At 66.4% G+C, this 21,890-nt stretch carries 23 protein-coding genes and 2 pseudogenes; 18 read left to right on the top strand and 7 right to left on the bottom strand.

Annotated features, from left to right (window positions below):
- From QOD90_RS10305 to QOD90_RS10290, 4 genes are all read right to left on the bottom strand, one after another.
- On the bottom strand, nucleotides 1–677 hold a 677-nt coding region (locus QOD90_RS10305), incomplete at its 3' end, for a protein glxC (protein ID WP_526349255.1).
- A complete protein-coding gene (locus QOD90_RS10300) occupies nucleotides 665–1,561 on the bottom strand; it encodes a class II glutamine amidotransferase domain-containing protein (RefSeq protein WP_526349253.1) in 897 nt (298 codons plus the stop codon). The genes QOD90_RS10305 and QOD90_RS10300, both read right to left, overlap by 13 nt.
- A gap of 37 nt (nucleotides 1,562–1,598) precedes the next feature.
- Nucleotides 1,599–2,927 carry a type III glutamate--ammonia ligase gene (glnT, locus tag QOD90_RS10295; protein ID WP_526349251.1) on the bottom strand — a complete coding sequence of 443 codons (1,329 nt, stop codon included), beginning with the start codon at nucleotides 2,925–2,927 and terminating at the stop codon, nucleotides 1,599–1,601.
- 107 nt (nucleotides 2,928–3,034) lie between these two features.
- A complete protein-coding gene (locus QOD90_RS10290) occupies nucleotides 3,035–4,288 on the bottom strand; it encodes an ammonium transporter (protein WP_526349261.1) in 1,254 nt (417 codons plus the stop codon).
- A 203-nt stretch (nucleotides 4,289–4,491) separates the two neighbouring features.
- On the opposite strand from QOD90_RS10290, the gene QOD90_RS10285 reads away from it, so the two are divergent.
- Genes QOD90_RS10285 through QOD90_RS10270 form a run of 4 tightly spaced genes read left to right on the top strand, consistent with a single transcriptional unit; the run spans nucleotide 4,492 to nucleotide 7,822 of the window.
- On the top strand, nucleotides 4,492–5,808 hold the full coding sequence (locus QOD90_RS10285) for a cytosine permease (RefSeq protein WP_526349249.1): 1,317 nt from the start codon (nucleotides 4,492–4,494) through the stop codon (nucleotides 5,806–5,808).
- Entirely contained in the window at nucleotides 5,805–6,539 is a 735-nt protein-coding gene (gene biuH, locus QOD90_RS10280; protein WP_526349247.1) for a biuret amidohydrolase, read from the top strand. The genes QOD90_RS10285 and biuH overlap by 4 nt, the downstream gene beginning before the upstream one ends.
- A 52-nt stretch (nucleotides 6,540–6,591) precedes the next feature.
- The gene (locus QOD90_RS10275; RefSeq protein ID WP_526349245.1) at nucleotides 6,592–7,314 is read left to right on the top strand and encodes a GntR family transcriptional regulator; all 723 of its coding nucleotides are present in this window, start codon (nucleotides 6,592–6,594) and stop codon (nucleotides 7,312–7,314) included.
- 43 nt (nucleotides 7,315–7,357) lie between these two features.
- Complete coding sequence (locus QOD90_RS10270) at nucleotides 7,358–7,822, top strand: hypothetical protein (RefSeq protein ID WP_526349243.1); 465 nt, start codon at nucleotides 7,358–7,360, stop codon at nucleotides 7,820–7,822.
- On the opposite strand, the gene QOD90_RS10265 is transcribed toward QOD90_RS10270, so the two are convergent.
- The gene (locus QOD90_RS10265) at nucleotides 7,794–8,402 is read right to left on the bottom strand and encodes a nitroreductase family protein (protein ID WP_526349241.1); all 609 of its coding nucleotides are present in this window, start codon (nucleotides 8,400–8,402) and stop codon (nucleotides 7,794–7,796) included. The two genes, QOD90_RS10270 and QOD90_RS10265, sit on opposite strands and share 29 nt — an antisense overlap.
- Before the next feature lie 94 nt (nucleotides 8,403–8,496).
- Between QOD90_RS10265 and QOD90_RS10260 the strand changes: the two genes are divergently transcribed.
- Genes QOD90_RS10260 through QOD90_RS10250 form a run of 3 tightly spaced genes read left to right on the top strand, consistent with a single transcriptional unit; the run spans nucleotide 8,497 to nucleotide 11,919 of the window.
- A complete protein-coding gene (locus QOD90_RS10260) occupies nucleotides 8,497–9,762 on the top strand; it encodes an aspartate kinase (RefSeq protein WP_526349259.1) in 1,266 nt (421 codons plus the stop codon).
- Nucleotides 9,763–10,797, top strand: coding sequence for an aspartate-semialdehyde dehydrogenase (locus tag QOD90_RS10255; protein WP_526349239.1), 1,035 nt, complete (start codon nucleotides 9,763–9,765; stop codon nucleotides 10,795–10,797). It abuts the gene before it with no gap.
- 45 nt (nucleotides 10,798–10,842) lie between these two features.
- Nucleotides 10,843–11,919 carry a DUF4185 domain-containing protein gene (locus QOD90_RS10250; RefSeq protein WP_526349257.1) on the top strand — a complete coding sequence of 359 codons (1,077 nt, stop codon included), beginning with the start codon at nucleotides 10,843–10,845 and terminating at the stop codon, nucleotides 11,917–11,919.
- Between the two features lie 23 nt (nucleotides 11,920–11,942).
- Here the strand turns inward: QOD90_RS10250 and QOD90_RS10245 are convergent, their stop codons facing one another.
- Nucleotides 11,943–12,302 carry an Rv2640c family ArsR-like transcriptional regulator gene (locus QOD90_RS10245; RefSeq protein ID WP_526349237.1) on the bottom strand — a complete coding sequence of 120 codons (360 nt, stop codon included), beginning with the start codon at nucleotides 12,300–12,302 and terminating at the stop codon, nucleotides 11,943–11,945.
- A gap of 101 nt (nucleotides 12,303–12,403) precedes the next feature.
- Here QOD90_RS10245 and QOD90_RS10240 point away from each other — a divergent pair, with 101 nt between their 5' ends.
- Both QOD90_RS10240 and arsB read left to right on the top strand, forming a co-directional pair.
- Nucleotides 12,404–12,811, top strand: coding sequence for an ArsI/CadI family heavy metal resistance metalloenzyme (locus tag QOD90_RS10240; protein WP_526349235.1), 408 nt, complete (start codon nucleotides 12,404–12,406; stop codon nucleotides 12,809–12,811).
- Nucleotides 12,805–14,126: pseudogene (arsB, locus tag QOD90_RS10235) on the top strand (ACR3 family arsenite efflux transporter); the annotation flags it as partial. The gene QOD90_RS10240 and the pseudogene arsB, both read left to right, overlap by 7 nt.
- A 312-nt stretch (nucleotides 14,127–14,438) precedes the next feature.
- Here arsB and QOD90_RS10230 read toward each other — a convergent pair.
- Nucleotides 14,439–14,594, bottom strand: coding sequence for a hypothetical protein (locus QOD90_RS10230; RefSeq protein ID WP_526349233.1), 156 nt, complete (start codon nucleotides 14,592–14,594; stop codon nucleotides 14,439–14,441).
- A 115-nt stretch (nucleotides 14,595–14,709) separates the two neighbouring features.
- Between QOD90_RS10230 and QOD90_RS10225 the strand changes: the two genes are divergently transcribed.
- The 9 genes and pseudogenes from QOD90_RS10225 to QOD90_RS10185 all read left to right on the top strand — a co-directional run.
- Nucleotides 14,710–15,165: a hypothetical protein gene (locus QOD90_RS10225; RefSeq protein ID WP_526349231.1), complete on the top strand. Its 456-nt coding sequence runs from the start codon at nucleotides 14,710–14,712 to the stop codon at nucleotides 15,163–15,165.
- A gap of 86 nt (nucleotides 15,166–15,251) precedes the next feature.
- A complete protein-coding gene (locus QOD90_RS10220; protein WP_526349229.1) occupies nucleotides 15,252–15,710 on the top strand; it encodes a hypothetical protein in 459 nt (152 codons plus the stop codon).
- A 108-nt stretch (nucleotides 15,711–15,818) separates the two neighbouring features.
- Complete coding sequence (locus tag QOD90_RS10215) at nucleotides 15,819–17,264, top strand: catalase (RefSeq protein ID WP_526349227.1); 1,446 nt, start codon at nucleotides 15,819–15,821, stop codon at nucleotides 17,262–17,264.
- 119 nt (nucleotides 17,265–17,383) lie between these two features.
- Nucleotides 17,384–17,911, top strand: coding sequence for a hypothetical protein (locus QOD90_RS10210; protein WP_526349225.1), 528 nt, complete (start codon nucleotides 17,384–17,386; stop codon nucleotides 17,909–17,911).
- Nucleotides 17,912–17,951: 40 nt separating this feature from the next.
- Nucleotides 17,952–18,386: an organic hydroperoxide resistance protein gene (locus tag QOD90_RS10205; protein ID WP_526349223.1), complete on the top strand. Its 435-nt coding sequence runs from the start codon at nucleotides 17,952–17,954 to the stop codon at nucleotides 18,384–18,386.
- Complete coding sequence (locus tag QOD90_RS10200) at nucleotides 18,386–19,027, top strand: sensor domain-containing protein (RefSeq protein ID WP_526349221.1); 642 nt, start codon at nucleotides 18,386–18,388, stop codon at nucleotides 19,025–19,027. Before QOD90_RS10205 ends, QOD90_RS10200 begins: the two co-directional genes overlap by 1 nt.
- Nucleotides 19,028–19,175: 148 nt before the next feature.
- Complete coding sequence (gene egtA, locus QOD90_RS10195) at nucleotides 19,176–20,456, top strand: ergothioneine biosynthesis glutamate--cysteine ligase EgtA (RefSeq protein ID WP_526349219.1); 1,281 nt, start codon at nucleotides 19,176–19,178, stop codon at nucleotides 20,454–20,456.
- Complete coding sequence (gene egtB / locus QOD90_RS10190) at nucleotides 20,453–21,742, top strand: ergothioneine biosynthesis protein EgtB (protein WP_526349217.1); 1,290 nt, start codon at nucleotides 20,453–20,455, stop codon at nucleotides 21,740–21,742. Before egtA ends, egtB begins: the two co-directional genes overlap by 4 nt.
- Nucleotides 21,742–21,890, top strand: a pseudogene (locus tag QOD90_RS10185) (ergothioneine biosynthesis protein EgtC); the annotation flags it as partial. The gene egtB and the pseudogene QOD90_RS10185, both read left to right, overlap by 1 nt.

The raw sequence follows: 21,890 nt of genomic DNA, 5'->3' as shown, positions 1-21,890 counted from the left end.
CTTCCTGCGTTGTCGACGTTGAAGTGGTACAGGTTCCTGGCCGAGCCGTAACGGGTGTAGGCGTTGGTGTCGTCGTTCCCATAGCCCGCGGACGCGAGCAACGTGCCCAGCTCCTCGTGGTGCTCGGGCCGCATCTCCTTGGCCACGCAGTCAGCGCCGAGGGACTTGACGCTGCCGCGAACGTAGATGCGGGCCTCGTAGATCGAGTCACCCAGGGCGTCGCCCGCGTCTCCGCGCACGACGAGTCGACCGGCCTGCGCCATGAATGCGCTCATGTGCCCGACGTCGCCGCCGACGACGATGTCCACGCCCTTCATCGAGATACCGCATCGCGCAGCGGCATTGCCGTCTATCACCAGGAGTCCGCCGTGTGCGGTCGCACCCGCGGACTGGGAGGCGTTGCCCTTGACCACGACCGTGCCGCTCATCATGTTCTCCGCGACGCCGGTGCCGGCGTTGCCGTCGATGGCCACCTCGGCGCGTTGATTCATCCCCGCCGCGTAGTACCCGACGTGGCCGATGATCGTCACCTTCACCTCGGCGTCGAGACCGACCGCGACGTTGTGCGCGCCTGCGGGGTTCTCGATGACGAACTCGCCGGTGAGGTCGTGCGCGTGAAGGGCCGAGTTGACCTCGCGCAGAGGCGCTTCCTTCAGATCGAATGTCACCGTGTCCATGCGTAGACGACCTCCGGCTCGGGCTCCCAGATGACGGCCTTCTCGACGCCGGGTAGGCCGGAGAGGGCGCGGTACTCGCTGCCCATCGCGACCCAGTCCGCGGTCTCGGCGATGACGGCGGGCTTGCAGGCGATCGCGTCCCGCACCACGGCGAACGAATCCCGGCTGGACACCAGCAGGGTGTAGAAGCCGTCGAAGGTGGCGCACAACTCCTTCAGTGTGGTCTCCACGTCGCGGCCCTCTGCCAGCTTGCTCGCAACGAACCGCGCGGCCACTTCGGTGTCGTTCTCACTGTCGAATCGCACTCCGGCGGACTGCAATTCGCGACGAATGGTGGCGTGGTTGGCAAAGGAGCCGTTGTGCACCAGGCATTGGTCGGGTCCGACGGCATACGGGTGGGCACCCGACGGCGTCACTGCGGACTCGGTCGCCATCCTGGTGTGGCCGACGCCCTGCCAGCCCTGTGCTCTGGAGAGTCCCCATGACGCCGCCAGGGTCGCGGGGTCGCCCACACCCTTGAGCACCGTCAGGTCGGCGCCGAAACCCGCCACCAGTGCGTTCGGGTAGGCGCGCCTGGCCCCGGCGAGCAGCGCCTCGGAGTCGAGGTCCGACGTCAACTGGTAGGTGTCGCCGATCATCGTCACCTCGACCGGCGTACCGAGATCGGAACAAACTGTCGCGCTGACTGTTTCGGCGTCAACGCCGACGCCGAGCAGCGACACGCAACCGCGGCCCGGTGGCGTCCAGACCGGATCGCCATAGACCGCGGCGCCCGCCGAGTCACTGCCCCGACCTGCCATCTCGCACAGCATCCCGGTGAGCAGCTCGCCCAGTCGCGGATACAGCTCGGGTGTGCGTAGGTGCAGCCCTACGATTCCGCACATCTTGCTTGTCTCCTTTGATGTTTCAAGTCTTGGGCCATTAGAAGGCGGTGAGGTACTGCTCGACTTCCCACGGGCTGACCGTGCTGTGGTAGCTGAAGAACTCGTCGCGCTTGAGGTCGGCGAAGTACTTCGCGACGCCTTTGCCGACGGCGTCGAGCACCCCGGTGATGACCTCGTCGTCCACCAGTTCGTCGACCGCATGCAGCAGTGTCGGTGGCAGTGGTCGGCTGCTGTCGGTGGCGGTGCCGACGGGGCCGGGGTCCAGGTTGCGCGCGATGCCGTCGAGGCCTGCGCCGAGGGCCGCCGCGATGGCGAGGTAGGGGTTGGCCGACCCATCGCCACCGCGCAGTTCGACGCGCTGATCGTCGGGCACGCGGACGTAGTGGGTCCGGTCATTGCCGCCGTAGGTGGGCTGCTTGGGTGCCCAAGAGGCGCCGGACGCCGTGGTGAGGGCGCCGGTCCGCTTGTACGAGTTGACCGTTGGGCCCACCACGGCCTGCATTGCGCAGGCGTGGTCGAGGATGCCCGCGATGAACGAGTAGGCCGTCGGTGAAAGGCCGAGGCCGTGTGCATCGGAGGCCGGATCACCGGGGAACGCCGCAGCGCCACCGCTGGTCAGCGAAACGTGAAGGTGCAGGCCGGTTCCCGTGCGGTCGGCGAAGGGCTTTGGCATGAAGGTGGCGATCATGCCGCGTTCGGCGGCGATCATCGACAGGAGGTACCGCAGCGTGACGACGCGGTCTGCGGTGACCAAGGCTTCGGCGAACTGGAAGTTCTGTTCGAATTGCCCGTTGCCGTCCTCGTGGTCGTTGGCGTAGTTCGACCAGCCCAGTTGATTCATCGCCGTCGAGACGGTGGTCAGGTGGTCGTACATGCGGGTGACTCCGCGGGCGTCGTAACAGGGCTGGGCGGCGGTGTCGTCGGTGTCGGCGGTGGCCAAGCTGCCGTCCGGGTTGCGGGTCAGCAGGAAGTATTCGACTTCGGCGCCCACCCACGGCTCGAACCCGGCGTCGGCCGCTTGCGCGATGAGCGACTTGAGGATGACCCGCGGCGCGTACGGCCACGGCTTGCCCTCGACGTGCGGGTCGCAGTGGACGAGTGCCAACCCCTCCTTGATGAAGGGGATCGGGGTGAACGAGGCGGGGTCAGGGATCGCGACCAGATCGGGGTCCTTCGGTTCCTGTCCCATCGCACCGACGGCGTAGCCCGCAAAACCGACGCCCTCCGTCGCGAGCTGGTCGATCGCCTCGACCGGCACCAACTTCGCGCACGGCTTGCCGCGCAGGTCGACGAACAGCGCAAGGATGAACTTGGTGCCCGAGTCCTGCGCGAGACTCGCGAGGTCGGTGCTGGCAGTGGGGCTCATCGTCGTCCTGTCTCTTGTTAAGAATCAAAGTATCACTGGGGGAAACTTGATGCAGCGCGAGAGGCCCCGACCGGCGCGGGGCGAATCGCGCCGATCGGGGCCAGTTCTTATACGCTCTGCAGTTCGTACGCGGCGTCGCGGTGCAACTTGGCGTCGATGCCGCTCTCCTCGTCCTCCGGAGCGACGCGGATGCCCATCGTCTTCTTGATGGCGTAGGCGATCGCGAACGCGACGACGAACGAGTAGGTCATGACGGCGCCTGCGGCCACCGCCTGCCTCCACAGCTGATCGAATCCGCCGCCGTAGAAGAGGCCGTTCACCTTGCTCGGCATGCCGTCGCTGGCCAGGAAACCGATCAGCAGGGTGCCGATGACACCACCGACCAGGTGGACGCCGACGACGTCGAGCGAGTCGTCGTAGCCGAACCGCGATTTCAGGCCCACCGCGAAGGGGCAGATCGCGCCGGCGATGAGCCCAAGGATGATGCCGCCGACGGGCGTGACGGCGCCACAGGCGGGGGTGATCGCGACCAGTCCGGTGATGGCGCCCGCTGCTGCGCCGACACCCGTCACGTGACCGTCCTTGACCTTTTCGACCGCCAGCCAGGCGAGGGTCGCTGCGCAGGTGGCGACGAACGTGGTGACCATCACGATGGCGGCCGAGTTGCCCGCGGCCAGTGCCGACCCGCCGTTGAACGCATACCAGCCGGCCCACAGCAGGCCCGCGCCAAGCAGGGTCAGCGGCACGTTGTGCGGCTTGCGCAGCGTGCCCCAACTCGCGGACTTGCCGAGGACGATCGCCACGGCCAGCGCCGCCGCGCCCGCGTTGATGTGAACGGCCGTGCCACCGGCGAAGTCGACGGCCTTGAGGTTGTTGGCGATCCAGCCGCCGACGGCGTCCGGCGTCACCACGCCGTTGAACGCGAACACCCAGTGCGCGACCGGGAAGTACACCAGGACGGCCCAGAGGCCGGCGAAGACCATCCAGGCGCTGAACTTCATCCGGTCGGCTGCCGCACCCGAGACCAGTGCGACGGTGATCGCCGCGAACAAAGCCTGGAACAGGGCGAACAGACTGACTTGGAGTCCGGAGATCGTCGTCTGCGAGGCCAGCAGGTCCTTCATGCCAGCGAACTCGGTGAAGCTGCCGACGAAGCCACCGTGGGAGGTGCCGAAGGCCATCGAGAAGCCGAACAGCACCCAGAGGACGCCGACGAGGGCGACCGCCCCGAAGGTCATCATCATCATGTTCGTCGAGCTCTTCACCGAGACCATGCCGCCGTAGAACAGCGCTAGCCCGGGAATCATCAGCGTGAGGCCGATGATGCAACACAGCATGAATGCCGTGGTGCCTGTGTCCACTACGTCCATCAGCTACTTCTCCTGAGTGGTGCGGCCCCCTGTGGGGCCGTTCACTGGCAGTAACTTATGTTTCTGTTACGTGGACGGGATTGTGGTGTTGCGGGCGGGTAAACGTCCTTGGCGGCATCCCGGTGAGGCGCTGGTAACGGACTGTTCACGGGGAGAAATGGGCAGGCAATCCGTATACGTCACCGTATACAGCTATGGATACAGTAGCTGAGAGCATCATCGACCATCAATCCGCACTAGGCGAGGAGTACGAACGAGAACCGGTTCCCTTGTCTGCCCGCAAGTCATTGTTCTCGGTGTCGGCCGTCTGGGTGGGCTTCCCGATGATCATGACCTCGGCCGTGTTCTCGGGGATCGTGATTTACAACTTGGGCTTCGTGACCGGCATGCTCGCCATCATCGTCGGCGACGCCGTGCTGATGGGCTACGTGGGCACCCTGAGCTATCTCGCCGGGCGATCGGGCAAGAACTTCGCGCTGACGGCGGCAGACACGTTCGGTACCAAGGGTTTTCGAGTCGTGTCGGCGTTCCTGTCCACCTTGGTGATCGGCTGGTTCGCCTTCCAGACCGGCATGGTGGGCTCCACGCTCAACGTGTCGATGGGGTGGAACGCCGCCTTGATCACACTGCTTGCCGGGGTGCTCTTCGTGGCGCTCACCTTCGTGGGCATCCGCGCGATTTCGTGGATCGGCGTCGTGGCATCGGCTCTGTTCGTCCCGCTCGGCATCGTGGCCGTCGTCATGGCCGCTGGCGCCGGTGGACTGGGCTCGGCTTGGTCCTATCCCGGTGGTGCGGGCGCCGGTGCCTTCAGCTTCGGTGTCGCGGTGACGATGGTGATCGCGTGCTTCGCCGACTCGGGCACCATGACCGCGGACTTCACGCGGTGGGCCCGAGACGGCAAGCAGGGCGCACTGGCCGCGTTCGCGGCCTTCCCCGTGGCCTACTTCGTCGCGCAACTCGTCGGCGCCTTCGTCGTCGCACTCGGAGCCTCGGCAGAACCCGCGGCGACCGGCGGCGACTTCCTGCACGTGCTTGTCGGTGGCGGCGGGGTCTTGGTGCCGCTGGCCATCGTCTTCGTCTTCGTCAACCTCGGTAGCGTCTGTGCGCACTGCCTGTACAACGGCGCGGTGGGCTTCGGCAACATCACCGGAAAGACCATGCGGCAGTTGACGATCGTGCTCGGTGCAATCGGCATCGCGGCGGCGGTGGCAGGTATCTGGTCCTACTTCGCGACGTGGCTGAACATCCTCGGGGTGCTCGTCCCGCCGATCGGCATCGTCTTGATCCTGGACCAGGTGGTGCTCGCCGCGCGCCGTGCGCCGGCCGGCACCGCGCTGTACTGGAAGCCGTTCGCGGCGTGGGGAATAGGTGCCGCCGTGGCGCTCGGCACGCACTTCTACGCACCGCAGCTGTCGGATGCCATCGTCGCCATGGTCGTCGGAGCGCTCGCCTTCACCGCCCTTTCCTACCTTCCCGTCGCACAGCCCACACTGAGTGCAGAACCCGCATGACCGGCGATACCGTGACCATCGACGCCACTCCGTACACCTGGCCCTACGACGGTGACATCCCCACCGGCCGAACGGCCTTGATCAACATCGACTGGCAGGTCGACTTCTGTGGCACGGGCGGATACGTCGACACCATGGGATACGACCTCTCGCTGGTGCGCACGCCGCTGGGCCCGGCGCAGGAGGTGCTCGCGGCCGCCCGCGAGGCGGGACTGTTCATCATCCACACCCGCGAGGGGCACCGTCCCGATCTGTCCGATCTCCCGGCGAACAAGAGGTGGCGGTCAGCCCAGATCGGTGCGGAGATCGGGTCCGTCGGCCCGTGCGGGCGCATCCTGACCATCGGTGAACCGGGCTGGGAGCTGGTGCCCGAGATGGCCGCGCAGGCCGGCGAACCCGTCATCGACAAACCGGGCAAGGGTAGTTTCTATGCCACGGACCTTGAGCTGATCCTGCGGAGCAACGACATCACGCACATCGTCTTCACCGGCATCACGACCGACGTGTGCGTGCACACCACCATGCGCGACGCCAACGACCGCGGCTACGAATGCCTGGTGGTCTCCGACGCCACGGGTGCCACGGACTATTCGAATCACCTAGCGGCGCTGAACATGATCACGATGCAGGGCGGGGTGTTCGGTGCCCACGCCACCAGTGCGGCGGTGGTGGCGGGCTTGAACGCGGTGCGAGCGCGGGTGAACGGCGTACCGCAACCGGCCCCTGCGTGATAATCGGTCTCGAGCTACGAGTCTCGAGCGCAACTGAGGAGGAACGCGATCCATGGCGGCTGACGACGTCGACGAGCCGATTTCGCTCCGCGATCGCGTCTACGTCGACCTCGGCAAGAAGCTGATGATCGGCGAGATCGACCATCGCACCCGGCTGGTCGAGTCGCAGCTCTGCGAGGCGTTCAACGTCAGCCGGACCCCCCTGCGCGAGGCGCTGGTCCGGCTGCACGCCGACGGCATGCTCGAACGTCGAAATGACGGGTACTACCCCGTCGCCCTGGACATCGCGGGTGTGCGTGACCTGTACGAATTACGTATCACCATCGAACTTCGAGGCGTCACGCGGATACTGGAAACCGAGGAGCTGCGCTACGACAAGGACAGGCTGGCCGCGCTGGAAGTGGTGTGGAAGGCGCTCGAGGCCAGCCCTCCGCCGCCGGAGGCCGACATGGTGTTACTCGACGAGGCGTTCCACATCGAGCTGGCCGCGGCGTCCGGCAACTTGGCGATGGTCGCGACGCTGGACAACCTCAACCGGCGCATCCGGCTGATCCGGATGTACGACTTCATCACCGCCGAACGGGTGACCGCGACCATCGTCGAGCACCTCGAGATCGTCGACCTCCTCCTTCACGACGAGCTCGAAGCGGGCCGCAAGGCGCTGCACGAGCACGTCGGCGCCAGCTTCGAAGTGGTCGAACGGCGGGCCATCCGCGCACTGAGTGCCCGGTCGCTCGGGCACTCGGTCACGTCCTTCGAGACGCTATGGAAGTGAGCTCGACTGCGGCATCGGCTGATGGCTGTGTCAGCATCGAGGTGTGAAACGAATGAGGCCGCTGACGACGGTCGTGGTGCTGGTGGCCATCCTCCTTGGCACCGGCATCTGGTGGGTGTTCTTCCGGGGACCTTCCTCCGCCGACTGCGCCCAGGTGCGAGAGTTGCTGTCTTTCAACAAGACCCAGATCGACGCGATGAACGCCAAGACCCACGTGCCCGACGCCGGATCCAAGGAGGCGGCGACCGAGCCAAGTGAGCTCGACTACCGTGCGTGGGCGGACGGCTTGGCCGACCGGGCGGCGAAGGTCACGACAGCGGACCTGGTCGGGCCGTCGCGCGACGTGGCGCAGACAGCGGATCGCCTCGTCAGGGCCCGCGTCGACCTCGACGCACAGAGCGAGCACACCGCGCCAGGTGCGGCGGCGCCCCCGGCGGCGATGGTGGTCACCGCGCTCTACGACCAGTTCCAGGCCCAGATCAGCCAGCTTGCGACGACGTGCGCGTAAACGCCGACCCCCACCTTCCGGTGAATGCCACCTGCTCGAGGGGGAGCCGCTCGCGGGCCTGGGAGTCCCTCTCGACGACCGCCTCATCGGCCGTCGAGTAGTCCCCCAGGGTTCCGACGGCCAGCACCGCCAGCGGCCTGACCTCGTCGGGGACACCGAAGGCGACGCGTGCCGCTTCGGCGTCGAATCCCGCCATCGGGTGGGCGATCAGACCCCGAGCGACCGCCTCGATGCTGGCGTTGGCAATCGCAGCCCCCGCGTCGACGCCCGAGTAGCGCGCCGTCCGCTCGTCGGGTCCCTCGTCGGCGCAGACCAGGATCATTGCTCCCGCCGCACGTGCGTACGCATTGCCGCGCTTGAGCGTCCCCGCGAGCGCGCCGAACGTCTCGTCGCCGCGCAGGCCGACGACGAACCGGACCGGCTGGCGATGTCCCCAGGTCGCTGCCCAGCGGGCCGCCTCCAGCAACGCCGTCACCTGCGCGACGGTGACCGTCGCGTCGGGGTCGAACGCGCGGGGACTCCAGCGCTCGGCGATCGGCCCATGGATCGGTACTCGGGTCTCGGCCAGTCGGTTGGTCACGCATCTGACGCTACCGCCGGGCTGGAGGGGAAAACCGGGTGCGCAGACCCCTTATCCTTGACGGGACTCCCACCTGATCATGGAAAGGCGAACAGTGGCGCTCGTCGTGCAGAAATACGGCGGATCCTCGGTGTCGGACGCCGACCGGATTCGCCGGGTCGCCGAGCGCATCGTCGAGACCAAGAAGGCCGGCAACGACGTCGTCGTCGTCGTCTCCGCCATGGGCGACACCACCGACGACCTGCTCGACCTGGCCCGTCAGGTGAACCCCGCGCCGCCAGCGCGCGAGATGGACATGCTGCTGACTTCCGGGGAACGCATCTCCAACGCGCTGGTCGCGATGGCCATCTCCACGTTCGGCGCCGAGGCGCGGTCCTTCACCGGGTCGCAGGCGGGTGTCATCACCACCGGCACGCACGGCAACGCCAAGATCATCGACGTCACCCCAGGCCGGCTCAGGGACGCGCTGGACGAAGGCCTGATCGTGCTGGTCGCCGGCTTCCAGGGCGTCAGCCAGGACAGCAAGGACGTCACCACCCTCGGTCGGGGTGGTTCGGACACCACCGCCGTTGCGCTGGCCGCGGCGTTGGGCGCCGACGTCTGCGAGATCTATACCGACGTGGACGGCATCTTCACCGCCGACCCGCGCATCGTGCCCAACGCTCGGCACCTGGACACCGTCAGCTTCGAGGAAATGCTCGAGATGGCGGCGGCGGGAGCCAAGGTACTCATGCTGCGCTGCGTGGAATACGCCCGCCGCTACGACGTTCCGATACACGTCCGGTCGTCGTACTCCGACAAACCGGGCACGCTCGTCAAAGGATCGATGGAGGACATCCCCATGGAAGACGCCATCCTGACCGGAGTCGCTCACGACCGCGGTGAGGCGAAGGTGACCGTCGTCGGACTGCCCGACGTTCCCGGCTACGCCGCCAAGGTCTTTCGCGCCGTGGCCGATGCGGACGTCAACATCGACATGGTGTTGCAGAACATCTCCAAGGTCGAGGACGGCAAGACCGACATCACGTTTACCTGCTCGCGGGAGAGCGGCCCCGGTGCCGTCGAGAAGCTCACCACGCTCAAGCACGAAATCGGTTTCACCCAGGTGCTTTACGACGACCACATCGGCAAGGTGTCGTTGATCGGCGCGGGCATGCGCAGCCATCCCGGGGTCACCGCAACCTTCTGCGAGGCGTTGGCGGCCGTCGGCGTCAACATCGATCTCATCTCGACGTCGGAGATCCGAATCTCGGTGCTCGTCAAGGACACCGAGTTGGACAAGGCCGTTGCGGCGTTGCACGAGGCGTTCAATCTGGGCGGCGAAGAGGAAGCCGTCGTGTATGCGGGAAGTGGGCTCTAAATGATTTCGATAGGTGTGGTCGGCGCGACCGGTCAGGTCGGCCAGGTCATGCGCCGCCTGCTCGAGGAGCGCGACTTCCCGGCCGACAGCGTGCGGTTCTTCGCATCGGCTCGGTCGCAGGGAAAGAAGCTCGAGTTCAAGGGCCAGCAGATCGTGGTCGAGGACGCCGAGACGGCTGACCCGTCGGGTCTCGACATCGCGCTGTTCTCGGCCGGGGCCACCATGTCCCGCATCCAAGCGCCGCGGTTCGCCGCCGCAGGCGCGGTCGTCGTCGACAACTCGTCGGCCTGGCGCAAGGATCCCGACGTCCCACTGGTGGTGTCGGAGGTCAACTTTCAGCGCGATGCAGGCAACCGTCCCAAGGGCATCATCGCCAACCCGAACTGCACCACGATGGCCGCGATGCCCGTATTGAAGGTTCTGCACGACGAGGCGGGCCTGGTCCGAATGATCGCCTCGACCTATCAGGCGGTCTCCGGTAGCGGGCTGGCCGGTGTCGAGGAACTCTACGGTCAGGCGCGTGCCGTGGTCGAGGACAGCGAGCAGTTGGTGCACGACGGGTCGGCGCTGCAGTTCCCCGCGCCGAACAAGTACGTCGCCCCGATCGCCTTCAACGTGGTGCCGCTGGCGGGGTCGCTCGTCGACGACGGCTCTGGCGAGACCGACGAGGACCAGAAGCTGCGGTTCGAGAGCCGCAAGATCCTGGGCATCCCGGACCTCTTGGTCAGTGGCACCTGTGTGCGGGTGCCGGTGTACACCGGACATTCGCTGTCGATCAACGTCGAGTTCGCGCGGCCGTTGTCGCCAGAGCGGGCCAGGGAATTGCTGGCATCCGCGCCGGGTGTGACGCTGGTGGACGTTCCGACTCCGCTGGCCGCCGCCGGTGCCGACGACTCGCTCGTCGGGCGCATCCGGCAGGATCCCGGCGCACCCGATGGACGGGGTCTTGCGTTGTTCGTCTCCGGAGACAATCTCCGAAAGGGAGCTGCGCTCAACACCATTCAGATCGCCGAGCTGCTCGCCGCTCAGCTGTAAGTGCGACGTCCATGGGCAGCGGGCGCGGCGCTGCTGTGCGTCTCGATGCTGCCCGTGCCGCTGGCGGCGGCCGATCCGCCCGCGCCGGCACCGCAGCCAGTGCTGCCGCCACTGGCGCCCGGTCAGGTGATGCGGATCGGGCCGACAGCTGGAACGGGCACGCCGACAAGGGATTACGGAATCGGCGCCACGGATCTCTGTGAGTTCATGGAGTTCCCCAGCGGGTTGCTGCAGGTGTGTGGGGACAGCTTCGCCGGACAGGGCGTAGCCTTCGGGCCGCACTTCTCGCCGATCGCGCTGCACGTCGACATGGACTCGGTGGACGACCCGGCCGGGGTGCGCTACTTCGGCGTCGCCGGCACGGACAAGCCGCTGCTCGCCGACCCGACGCCGCCGGGGACGTCGCAGCTGCCCGCGGGTGTGGTCCAGATCAACCGCGAGAACTACATGTTGGTGACCACCACCAAGGACCTGGTGCCCGCCACGTCAAGATTGGTGAAGGCGTCTGCGTTCCAGGGCAATTGGGCGACGGTACCGAAGTCGCAGCGGCCGGCCGACTACGCGGGTGGCAGGCAGTCGCAGATCACCGGCTACTACGATCCGATCCCGACACCTGACTCGCAAAGCGGATGGGTGTACGTCGTCGCCAACGACTTCGACCGCAGCGGCCCGGTCGAGTTGTACCGGGCGACCCCGCAATCCTTCACCGATCGCTCGAGTTGGCAGGCCTGGTCGGGCGGCGGGACATGGGGGAAGGCGCCCGTCCCGTTGTGGGGAGACCGGGTGGGGGAGATGAGCATTCGGCAGATCGACGGCAAGACCGTGCTGTCGTACTTCAATGCGAGTACCGGCAACATGGAGGTTCGCGTCGCCGACGGTCCGACGGGACTCGGCTCCGCGCCCGTGACGACGGTGGTGCAGGCGGGTGCGTGGCCCGACGAGGTGGACCAGCTGCCGCCACCGGAGGACAACCGACTCGCCCAGCCCTACGGCGGCTACATCTCGCCGGGGTCGACGCTCGACGAGCTGCGGGTGTTCGTCAGTCAATGGAATACGTTGCCGCAGGCCGACAATGCGCCGTATCGAGTCATCCAGTTCGCGGTGAATCCGGCCAAGCCTTAGTCAGCAGGCTGATCGGGCGACGGTCAACGGCAGCAGTTCGGGTCGAGCACCGTGCAGAGCGCTACCAGGGACTCGCGGCGGGGTCGGTGGTAGACGTTCATCCCTCGGCGTTCCGACTCGACGAGACCGGCGCGGCGCAACTGCGAAAGATGGTGACTCACGGTTGATTCGGTGACGCCCACCGCCGTGGCGAGGTCGCAGCTGCACACTGCGCCGTCGGTCGAACTGAACAGCAGCGACACGAGTTTGACCCGCACGGGGTCGGCCAATGCCTTGAGGCGCAAGGCAATCTCCAGCGCGGCGTCGTCGTCGAGTGGACCCGCGGCGACCGGGGAGCAGCAGATCGGCGACGACATGTCGATCGTCGGCAACGTCTTGGGCATGCGACCCATCCTGCCATAGGCATTGACATACGTCGAAGAGGTGGGCATGATCGGTGACGTCCACTAGTTCGACATAAGTCTTACAGGTATGGAGGCCGCACGTGTCCCGCGCCCAGCTCGCCCTCAACGTCGACGATCTCGACGAAGCCGTCACGTTCTACTCCAAGCTGTTCAACACCGAACCCGCGAAGGTCAAGCCCGGCTACGCGAACTTCGCGATCGCCGAGCCGCCGCTCAAACTCGTCCTGCTGGAGAACCCCGGCAAGGGTGGCACCATCAACCACCTTGGTGTCGAAGTGGAGTCCACCGACAGGGTGCACGCCGAGATCGCCAGGCTCACCAACGAGGGATTGTTCACCGAAGAGGAGATCGGCACCACCTGCTGCTTCGCCAAGCAGGACAAGGTGTGGGTCACCGGGCCGGCCGGGGAGAAGTGGGAGGTCTACACCGTGCTCGCCGACTCCGACACCTTCGGGAGCAGCACCAGCGCCAGCGCATCCTGCTGCTGATGACCGCGACGAGGGATTCGCCCCGCCCCGGCGTGGTCGAAAAACTGTCGCTGCTGGACCGATTCCTTCCGGTGTGGATCGGCATCGCCATGGCGGCCGGACTGCTGCTGGGTCGGCTCGCCCCTGGCTTGAACACCGCGTTGGAGAGAGTTCAGGTCGACGGCATCTCCCTGCCGATCGCTCTCGGGCTGCTAATCATGATGTACCCGGTGCTGGCCAAGGTCCGCTACGACCGCCTCGACACCGTGACCAGCGATCGCAGACTGCTACTCAGCTCTCTGGTCGTGAACTGGGTCCTCGGCCCGGCCTTGATGTTTGCGCTGGCCTGGCTGCTGCTGCCCGATCTACCCGATTACCGCACCGGCCTCATCATCGTCGGCCTGGCCCGCTGCATCGCGATGGTGATCATCTGGAACGACCTGGCCTGCGGGGACCGCGAAGCCGCCGCCGTCCTGGTCGCCATCAACTCGGTGTTCCAGGTGGTCATGTTCGCCGTGCTCGGCTGGTTCTACCTGTCCGTGCTGCCGGGGTGGCTCGGATTGCAGCAGACCACCATCTCGACGTCGCCGTGGCAGATCGCCCAGTCGGTGCTCATCTTCCTGGGCGTCCCGCTGCTAGCTGGCTACCTGTCCCGCCGAATTGGCGAAAAGGTAAAGGGCAGAACCTGGTACGAGTCGAAGGTCCTGCCCCGAATCGGGCCGTGGGCGCTCTACGGCCTGCTGTTCACCATCGTCATCCTCTTCGCCCTGCAAGGCGATCAGATCACCAGCCGCCCAATGGACGTCGCCCGCATCGCACTTCCCCTGCTGGCCTACTTTGCGATCATGTGGGGCGGTGGCTACCTGTTGGGCGCGACTCTCGGTCTGGGGTATGAGCGCACCACCACGCTGGCCTTCACGGCCGCCGGAAACAACTTCGAGTTGGCCATCGCCGTCGCGATCGCCACCTACGGCGCGACATCCGGCCAAGCACTCGCCGGAGTCGTCGGCCCGCTCATCGAGGTGCCCGTCCTCGTCGCACTCGTCTACGTCTCCCTCGCACTGCGCCGCCGCTTCACTGACCCCGAAAGACCCGGCGCACCAACCTCGAAGGGAGTGCCCCATGACCGATAGCCCCTCCGTCCTGTTCGTATGCGTAAAGAACGGCGGCAAGTCTCAGATGGCCGCTGGACTGATGCGCAAGATCGCCGGTGACGTCGTGCAAATCTACTCAGCGGGGACCAAGCCAGGCGCTGCGATCAACGGCCTTTCCGCCCAGGCCCTCGCCGAGGCCGGAGTCGACATCACCGACCAGAAACCCACTCTCCTCGACCCGCGACTGGTCAACGACGTCGACCTCGTCGTCACCCTCGGCAGGGAAGTCCACGTCGATCCTGTTCCGGGAACCCAGTTCGAGAACTGGGACACCGACGAACCCTCGGAGCGGGGCATCGACGGCATCGAACGCATGCGGCTCGTCCGAGATGACATCGCCGCTCGCGTAAGCGATCTGCTGGTCCGAATGCACAATCGATGATGTACACAGCCGTCGCACACGGGAATCACAGGATGCGCCGGTAATCTCGGCGGCAGGACGAATTGCGGCCGCCGAATCCCCCCTCTGGCGGCCGCGATTCGCTCCCCAGGGGCTAGGTCTCGTCGGCGATTTGGTGCCGACTTTCGTGGCGACCCGGTGCATTCGGATCCTCGTCTTGGCGATCCAACTTCTCTTGCAATTCGCGCTGTTCCTCGGTCGCCTTGGTGGCATCCTCCGGCGTCGCGGGCGGGACCTGCTGCTGTTCCATGCCGTTGAGTTGCCCGCCTGACGATCGACAAACCTGCCATCGGCCGACCGGTACTCATAGGTGATTCACGAGGAATTTGATGAGCCGCCCGTGCAGGGACGACAATCATCGACCTATGAGCGAAACAGTCGACTATCCCGGTGAAGCCCCGACAGGACCTCAGACCGCTGTGCTGCCCGAGGGGCACTATCAGCAGGCACCGCAGGGTTATGCGTATCCGCCGCCGACGTACGCGCCGCAGCAGCTTCCGCGGGAACGGCCCAACCGCCTCAACAAGGTCGCCTCGTGGGTGAGCATCATCGCCGGCTCCGTCGTCATCATCGCGGTGCTGTTCGGTTCGGGCTTCTACTTCGGCCGGGAAACGGCGCCTCGTCCGCAGGACGGTGGCGTCGGGGCCCCCGAGCAGGGCGGCCCGATGATCTTCCCGATGCCGCGTGGCCAGTTCGACCGGCCAGGTCCCGGCATCGTCGTCCCCAACGGACCGACCTTCCAGTTGCCGAACATCTTCCCGCAGTTCCCGATGTCGCCCCAGACGCCGTCGACTCAGACCCCTGGTCAACCACCGAGGTGACTTGGCGGGCGGTGCCACCGACTCTCATAGCGGATTCATAGCCAGTTCATGAGTGGCGCATCACCGCCGCGGCAATCATCGTGGACATGAGCGAAACAACATCTTCACCAGAACCCGTCACCGGGCCCATCGGCGGCACCACGACGGAGCCGACCGTCGTCGAGAGCCATGACGTCGAAGAGCGTCCCCGACGGAGCAAGCTGAACGTCGCGGCCGCGTGGGTCGGCATCGTCGCGGGCGTCGTGTTCATCGTTGCCGTCATCTTCGGCACCGGTTTCGTCCTCGGCGCCAGCGTGGGCGGTGGCCACCATGGGGGTCACCATCGCGATGGTGGAAGCCAGATGCACGACGGCGGAGGTCGGATGCACGGCGGAGGACCCGAGCACGGCTGGCCCGGCGGTTTCGGTCCCGGTGGACCCGGTGGGTTCGGTCCCGGCGGGCCTGGCAACGTCGGACCCGCAGGGCCAGGCAACTTCGGGCCGGGTGGTCAGGGCGGACAGGGCGGCCCCGGCGCAGGCGGGCAGACGACGCAAGCCCCTCGTTAGAAGATTCAAACGCGCACGATGCCCCGTTCACCACGGTGAGCGGGGCATCGTGGCGTCGCAAGCGATTGCCGACGCGTGCTATTTCGGCTTCGTGGGTATCTCCCGCGTATGACCGAGAAAATCGCAACGACCGACGCCGGTGCGCCCGTACCAAGCGTCGAGCACTCGCTGAGTGTCGGGCCCGACGGCCCGATCCTGCTGCAGGACCACTATCTGATCGAGCAGATGGCCAACTTCAACCGGGAGCGCATCCCGGAGCGTCAACCGCACGCCAAGGGTGGAGGCGCGTTCGGGCACTTCGAGGTGACCAACGACGTCAGCCAGTACACCAAGGCCGCGGTCTTCCAGCCGGGCGTCAAGACGGAGATGGTGGCCCGATTCTCGACCGTCGCCGGCGAGCGTGGCAGCCCAGACACCTGGCGTGATCCACGCGGGTTCGCGCTGAAGTTCTATACGTCCGAAGGCAACTTCGACATGGTGGGCAACAACACCCCGGTGTTCTTCGTCCGCGACCCGATGAAGTTTCAGAACTTCATTCGCAGTCAGAAGCGGATGGCCGCCAACAATCTTCGCGACCACAACATGCAGTGGGACTTCTGGACGCTGGTGCCCGAGTCGGCGCATCAGGTCACCTACCTGATGGGTGACCGCGGCATCCCGAAGACCTGGCGCCACATGAATGGCTACTCCAGCCATACGTACAGCTGGGTCAACGCGAACGACGAGATGGCCTGGGTGAAGTACCACTTCCATACCGACCAGGGCGTCGACTTCCTGACCCAGGAGGACGCCGACCGGATCGCCGGTGAGGACGGCGACTATCACCAGCGGGATCTATTCGACGCGATCGAGGCGGGCAACTTTCCGACCTGGACGCTGAAGATGCAGATCATGCCGTTCGAGGCCGCGAAGACCTACCGGTTCAACCCGTTCGACCTGACGAAGGTGTGGCCACATGCGGACTACCCGCTGATCGACGTGGGCACGATGACGCTGAACCGAAACGTCGTCGACTACCACGCGCAGATCGAGCAGGCGGCCTTCGAACCGAACAACATCGTGCCGGGTACCGGGCTTTCGCCGGACAAGATGCTGCTGGCCCGGGGGTTCTCCTACGCCGACGCCCACCGTCACCGTCTCGGGGTCAACTACAAGCAGATTCCGGTCAACGAACCGAAGGTAGAGGTCAACGCGTACTCCAAGGACGGCCCGATGCGGATCCGCAATGCGACCGATCCGGTCTATGCGCCCAACTCGATGGGCGGGCCGGTGGTCGACGATCCGAGACGGGTGGCAGAGGCGCACTGGGCGTCCGACGGCGACATGGTCCGGACGGCCTACGCGTTACGACCGGAGGACGACGACTGGGGTCAGGCGGGCACGTTGGTGCGGGAGGTCATGGACGACGCGCAGCGCGACCGGCTTGCCGACAACATCATCGGACACGTTCTCGACGGGGTGAAGGAGCCCGTGCTGTCGCGAGTGTTCGAGTATTGGCGCAACGTCGACCAGGATCTCGGCAAGAAGGTCGAGGAGGGCGTGCGCGCGGGCTGAGGTGTGCACGACACGCCGATGTAACTACATACGCGTGATTCTCCTGAGGTCTGTGGGACTATTGAGAACTTTGGGGAACGTGTGGCGACTAGCACCGAATCGTGACAATGTCGCTACCCATGACGCGCGTGCAAATGGTGCTGTTCGCAGTCGTCGGCGCGGCAATGCTGGTGCTGAGCGGCTGTTCGTCCCACGCTGCGGAACCGGAACGCGGCTTGGCCAAGGTGTTCTCCGTCGGAGACTGCGTCGCGATCCCGGCCCAGGCTCCGGGGGTACCCGACGCGTTGACCGCCGACAAGGTGTCCTGCGCCGCCGACCCCAGCTACACCGTTGGCGCCGTCGCGGATTCATCGGGGTCCTGCCCGAGTACTGAATATCAGCACGTGCCAACACAATTCGCCGACCCGGCGACATCCCGTCTCTGCCTGGTGCCCAATCTCGTCGCCGCTCACTGCTACGTCATGGACATGCCCATCGGGATGCTTCAACTGGCCGACTGTGCAGAACGCGGCCAACAGGGTCTGCTCGTCCAGGTCACCCAACGCCTCGACGTTCGCGACCAGCAGGCTTGCCCCGCGGCCGCCGGCCAGTACGCGTGGCCCTACCCGTCGCCCGCTCGCACGTATTGCACGCTGACGATCTTCTGACGGGCCCTTGGTCGTACCTCGTCCTGGCATGATCGAGCGCATGAGCATCGACGTCGTCTACACCGCAGAATCCACGGCTACCGGTGGGGGCCGCGACGGCCACGTGACCTCCGCCGACGGCAAGATCGACCTCGACACCCGCCCGCCCAAGGAAATGGGTGGCAGTGGCGAGGGCGTCAACCCCGAACTGCTGTTCTCGGCCGGGTACTCGGCGTGCTTCCTCGGCGCGCTGCGCCTGGTCGCGCGCAACGAGAAGATCACCATCGACGACGCCAGCGGCATCACCGCCCAGATCGGGTTCGGCAAGGACGGCGGGGAAGCGGGCGGTTTCGGCCTGACCGCCCACCTGATCGGCTACCTGCCCGGGTTGAAGCAAGAGGTGGCCGACGAGTTGATGGAGAAGGCGCACGGCGTGTGCCCGTACTCCAAGGCCACGCGCGGCAACATCGACGTCAAGCTGTCGGCGAAGGTCTGATGCGGAGGGGAGTATGGCTCGGCGTCGGCTTGGCCGTGGGCGTCGCCGTAGCGCCGCCCGCAGCCGCGCGTCCGTCGGATCCGGGAGTGGTGTCCTACGCCGTGCTCGGCAAGGGATCGGTCGGCAACATCGTCGGGGCCCCGATGACATGGGAGTCGACGTTCACCGCGCCCTTCCAGGGTTTCTACGTCGACAGCCCCGAGTGCAACAACTGGGCCGACATCGGGTTGCCCGAGGTGTACCAGGACCCCGACCTGGCGTCGTTCAACGGTGCCACGGCTCAGCGGGCGGCCAACGACGACACCAACCTGGTCAAGCAGACAGTCGGGGTGTTCGCCACCAACGACGCCGCCAATCGGGCCTTCCACCGCGTGACCGACAGGACGGTCGGCTGCGCCGGACAGACCACCGCGATGCACCTTGAGGACTTCGTCACGCAGGTGTGGACGTTCTCCGGCGCCGCGCCAACGGGTACCGATGCGGTGTGGGTGAAGCAGGAGGCGGGTACTGATCGGCGATGCTTCATTCAAACCAGACTGCGCGAGAACGTTCTGCTACAAGCGAAAGTCTGCCAGCCTGGCAATGGCGGTCCGGCGGTAAACGTACTGGCCGGCGCGATGCAGAACACCCTGGGTCAGTAACGGTCGCGGATATGGGGCCCACTACGACGGACTGTGCCGACAAGATCGCGCGAGTTTGTCGGTGGTCTCTGGAGGATGAACAGGGCATCGTTCATCGAATGGATATCGCGCCCCGCCCCCGCGCGGTGATTCGGAGGGAGTGGTTGACGTGACCACCACCGCAAGCTTGTGCAGCACCCGTTCGGCCAATTCGACAGAGGTCGAGCTCGCCGACTCCGACGACGCTGGGTCGCGCATTGGCGAGGACTGTCTGAGGGACGGTCCCGTCGGCCAGGTCGGATTGGAGATCGAGGCACACTGCTTCGCTCTAGCCGATCCCATGCGGCGCCCGTCCTGGGACGAACTCACCAGGGTGATCGCCCAGGTTCCTGCCCTGCCGAACGGCAGCCCCATCACGATCGAGCCGGGTGGCGCGGTGGAACTGTCCGGTCTCCCAGCCGAGGCGGTACTGCCGGCCATCACGGCGATGCAGTCCGATCGGGAGGTGCTCCGGGAGGTGTTCGCTCAGAACGGCCTCGGCTTGGTGCTGTTGGGTGCCGACCCCCTGCGCCCCGCCAAGCGGGTCAACCCTGGCGATCGATATCGCGCCATGGAGCAGTTCTTTGCCGCCAGCGGCACCATCGAGGCCGGCGCCGCGATGATGACGTCCACGGCTTCGGTGCAGGTCAATCTCGACGCAGGGCCGCGTGCGGGCTGGGCGGAGAGGGTTCGCCTCGCGCACGCGCTCGGGCCGACGATGATCGCCATCGCCGCCAACTCTCCGCTGCTGGGCGCCGAATTCTCCGGCTGGCGCAGCACCAGGCAGCGCGTGTGGAGTCAATTGGACTCCGCGCGCTGCGGTCCCGTGCTTGGCACTAGCGGCAACAACCCGGTTGACGACTGGGTCCGCTACGCGCTGAAGGCGCCGGTGATGCTGGTCCAGGGTCCCGAGACCGTCCCGATGACCGAGGTGATTCCGTTCGCCGACTGGGTCGACGGACGAGCGCTGCTCGGCGGTCGCCGCCCGACGGTCGCCGATCTGGACTACCACCTCACCACGCTGTTCCCACCGGTGCGACCGAGGGGATTCCTCGAGATCCGCTACCTCGACAGCACGCCGGACGACGTCTGGCCCGCTGTGGTCTTCACCCTGACCACGCTGCTCGACGACCCCGCGGCCGCTGATGTCGCGGCGGAGGCCACCGAGCGGGTCGCGACCGAATGGGACCGGGCTGCCAGGGTCGGGCTCGGCGACCGGCATCTGCAGGCGGCCGCCCTCCGCTGCGTGCAAACCGCCGCCGAATTGGCACCGAAGGAATTAGACGGCGCGATGCAAAGGTTGTTGCGTCAGGTGGAGCAGGGCAGGAGTTCGGCCGACGACTTCGCCGACCTCGTGGTCGGCGGTGGTGTGCAAGCGGCCGTCAGTCGATCGGCGGGAATGATGGCGTGACCACGCGAGAGGCGCTGGCCAGGGACCTCGCCGTGACGCGGGAACGCACGCTGCGACTGGTGGAGATCGACGATGCGGAACTCCTGCGACAGTACGACCCGTTGATGAGTCCGCTGGTGTGGGATCTCGCCCACATCGGCTGGCAGGAGGAGATGTGGCTACTACGCGGAAATGATCCGAACCGGCCCGGCCTGCTGCCAACGGCCGTCGAAGGACTCTACGACGCGTTCGCGCACTCGCGGGCCAGCCGTGCCGACCTTCCCCTGCTGCCACCCGAGGACGCGCGGAAGTTCTGCGGCACCGTTCGCGCGAAAGCCCTTGACGCACTTGACGTTCTGCCCGAAGAAGACGGCACGGGCATCGACCCGGCCTTCGTCTTCGGCCTGGTGGTCAGCCACGAGAACCAGCACGACGAGACGATGCTGCAGGCGCTGAGCATCCGCACCGGTCCACCAATCCTTGGCCGCGGCGCACCGCTGCCGTCCGGTCGCTCCGGCGTGGCGGGCACGTCGGTGGCAGTACCTGGCGGCCCGTTCATCCTCGGTGTGACTGCCGCCGCGGAGCCCATGTCGCTGGACAACGAACGCGACGCGCACGTCGTCGACGTGCCGTCCTTCCGAATCGGACGCGTTCCCGTCACGAACGGTGAGTGGCGTGACTTCATCGACGACGGCGGCTACCGCGAACCGCGGTGGTGGTCCGACGCCGGCTGGGTACACCGCGACCAGGCCGGGCTGACGGCCCCGAAGTTCTGGGCTGCGGATGGCACGCGGACACGATTCGGGTACGTCGAGGACATTCCCGTCGATGAGCCCGTGCAGCACGTCACGTTCTTCGAGGCCGAGGCGTACGCCGCGTGGGCAGGCGCCCGACTGCCGACGGAGATGGAATGGGAGAAGGCCTGCGCGTGGGACCCCGCGGTGGGTGCACGCCGTCGATTCCCTTGGGGTGCTTCCGAACCCACCGACGCGTTGGCCAATTTGGGCGGCGAGGCGCTGCGGCCCGCACCGGTCGGGGCCTATCCGACGGGAGCTTCGGCCTACGGCGCCGAGCAGATGCTCGGTGACGTGTGGGAGTGGACCACCTCGCCGCTACGACCCTGGCCGGGGTTCACCCCGATGCTCTACGACCAGTACTCCCGCCCCTTCTTCGATGGTGACTTCAAGGTCCTCCGCGGCGGCGCGTGGTCGGTCGCCGCCAGCATTCTGAGGCCGAGCTTCCGCAACTGGGACCATCCGATCCGCAGGCAGATCTTCTCGGGCGTGCGACTCGCGTGGGACGCCTGATGTGCCGTCATCTCGGTTGGCTGGGTGAGCCCGTCTCGGTGTCGTCTTTGGTCCTCGAACAGCCGTATGGCCTTGTCGTACAGTCATATTCGCCACGTCGACAGAAGCACGGCCTGGTCAATGCCGACGGCTGGGGCGTCGGTTTCTT

Source organism: Mycobacterium sp. (assembly GCF_032161845.1).
In the GTDB taxonomy this organism is placed as follows: domain Bacteria; phylum Actinomycetota; class Actinomycetes; order Mycobacteriales; family Mycobacteriaceae; genus Mycobacterium.
This window is presented reverse-complemented; position numbering and strand designations above follow the sequence as displayed.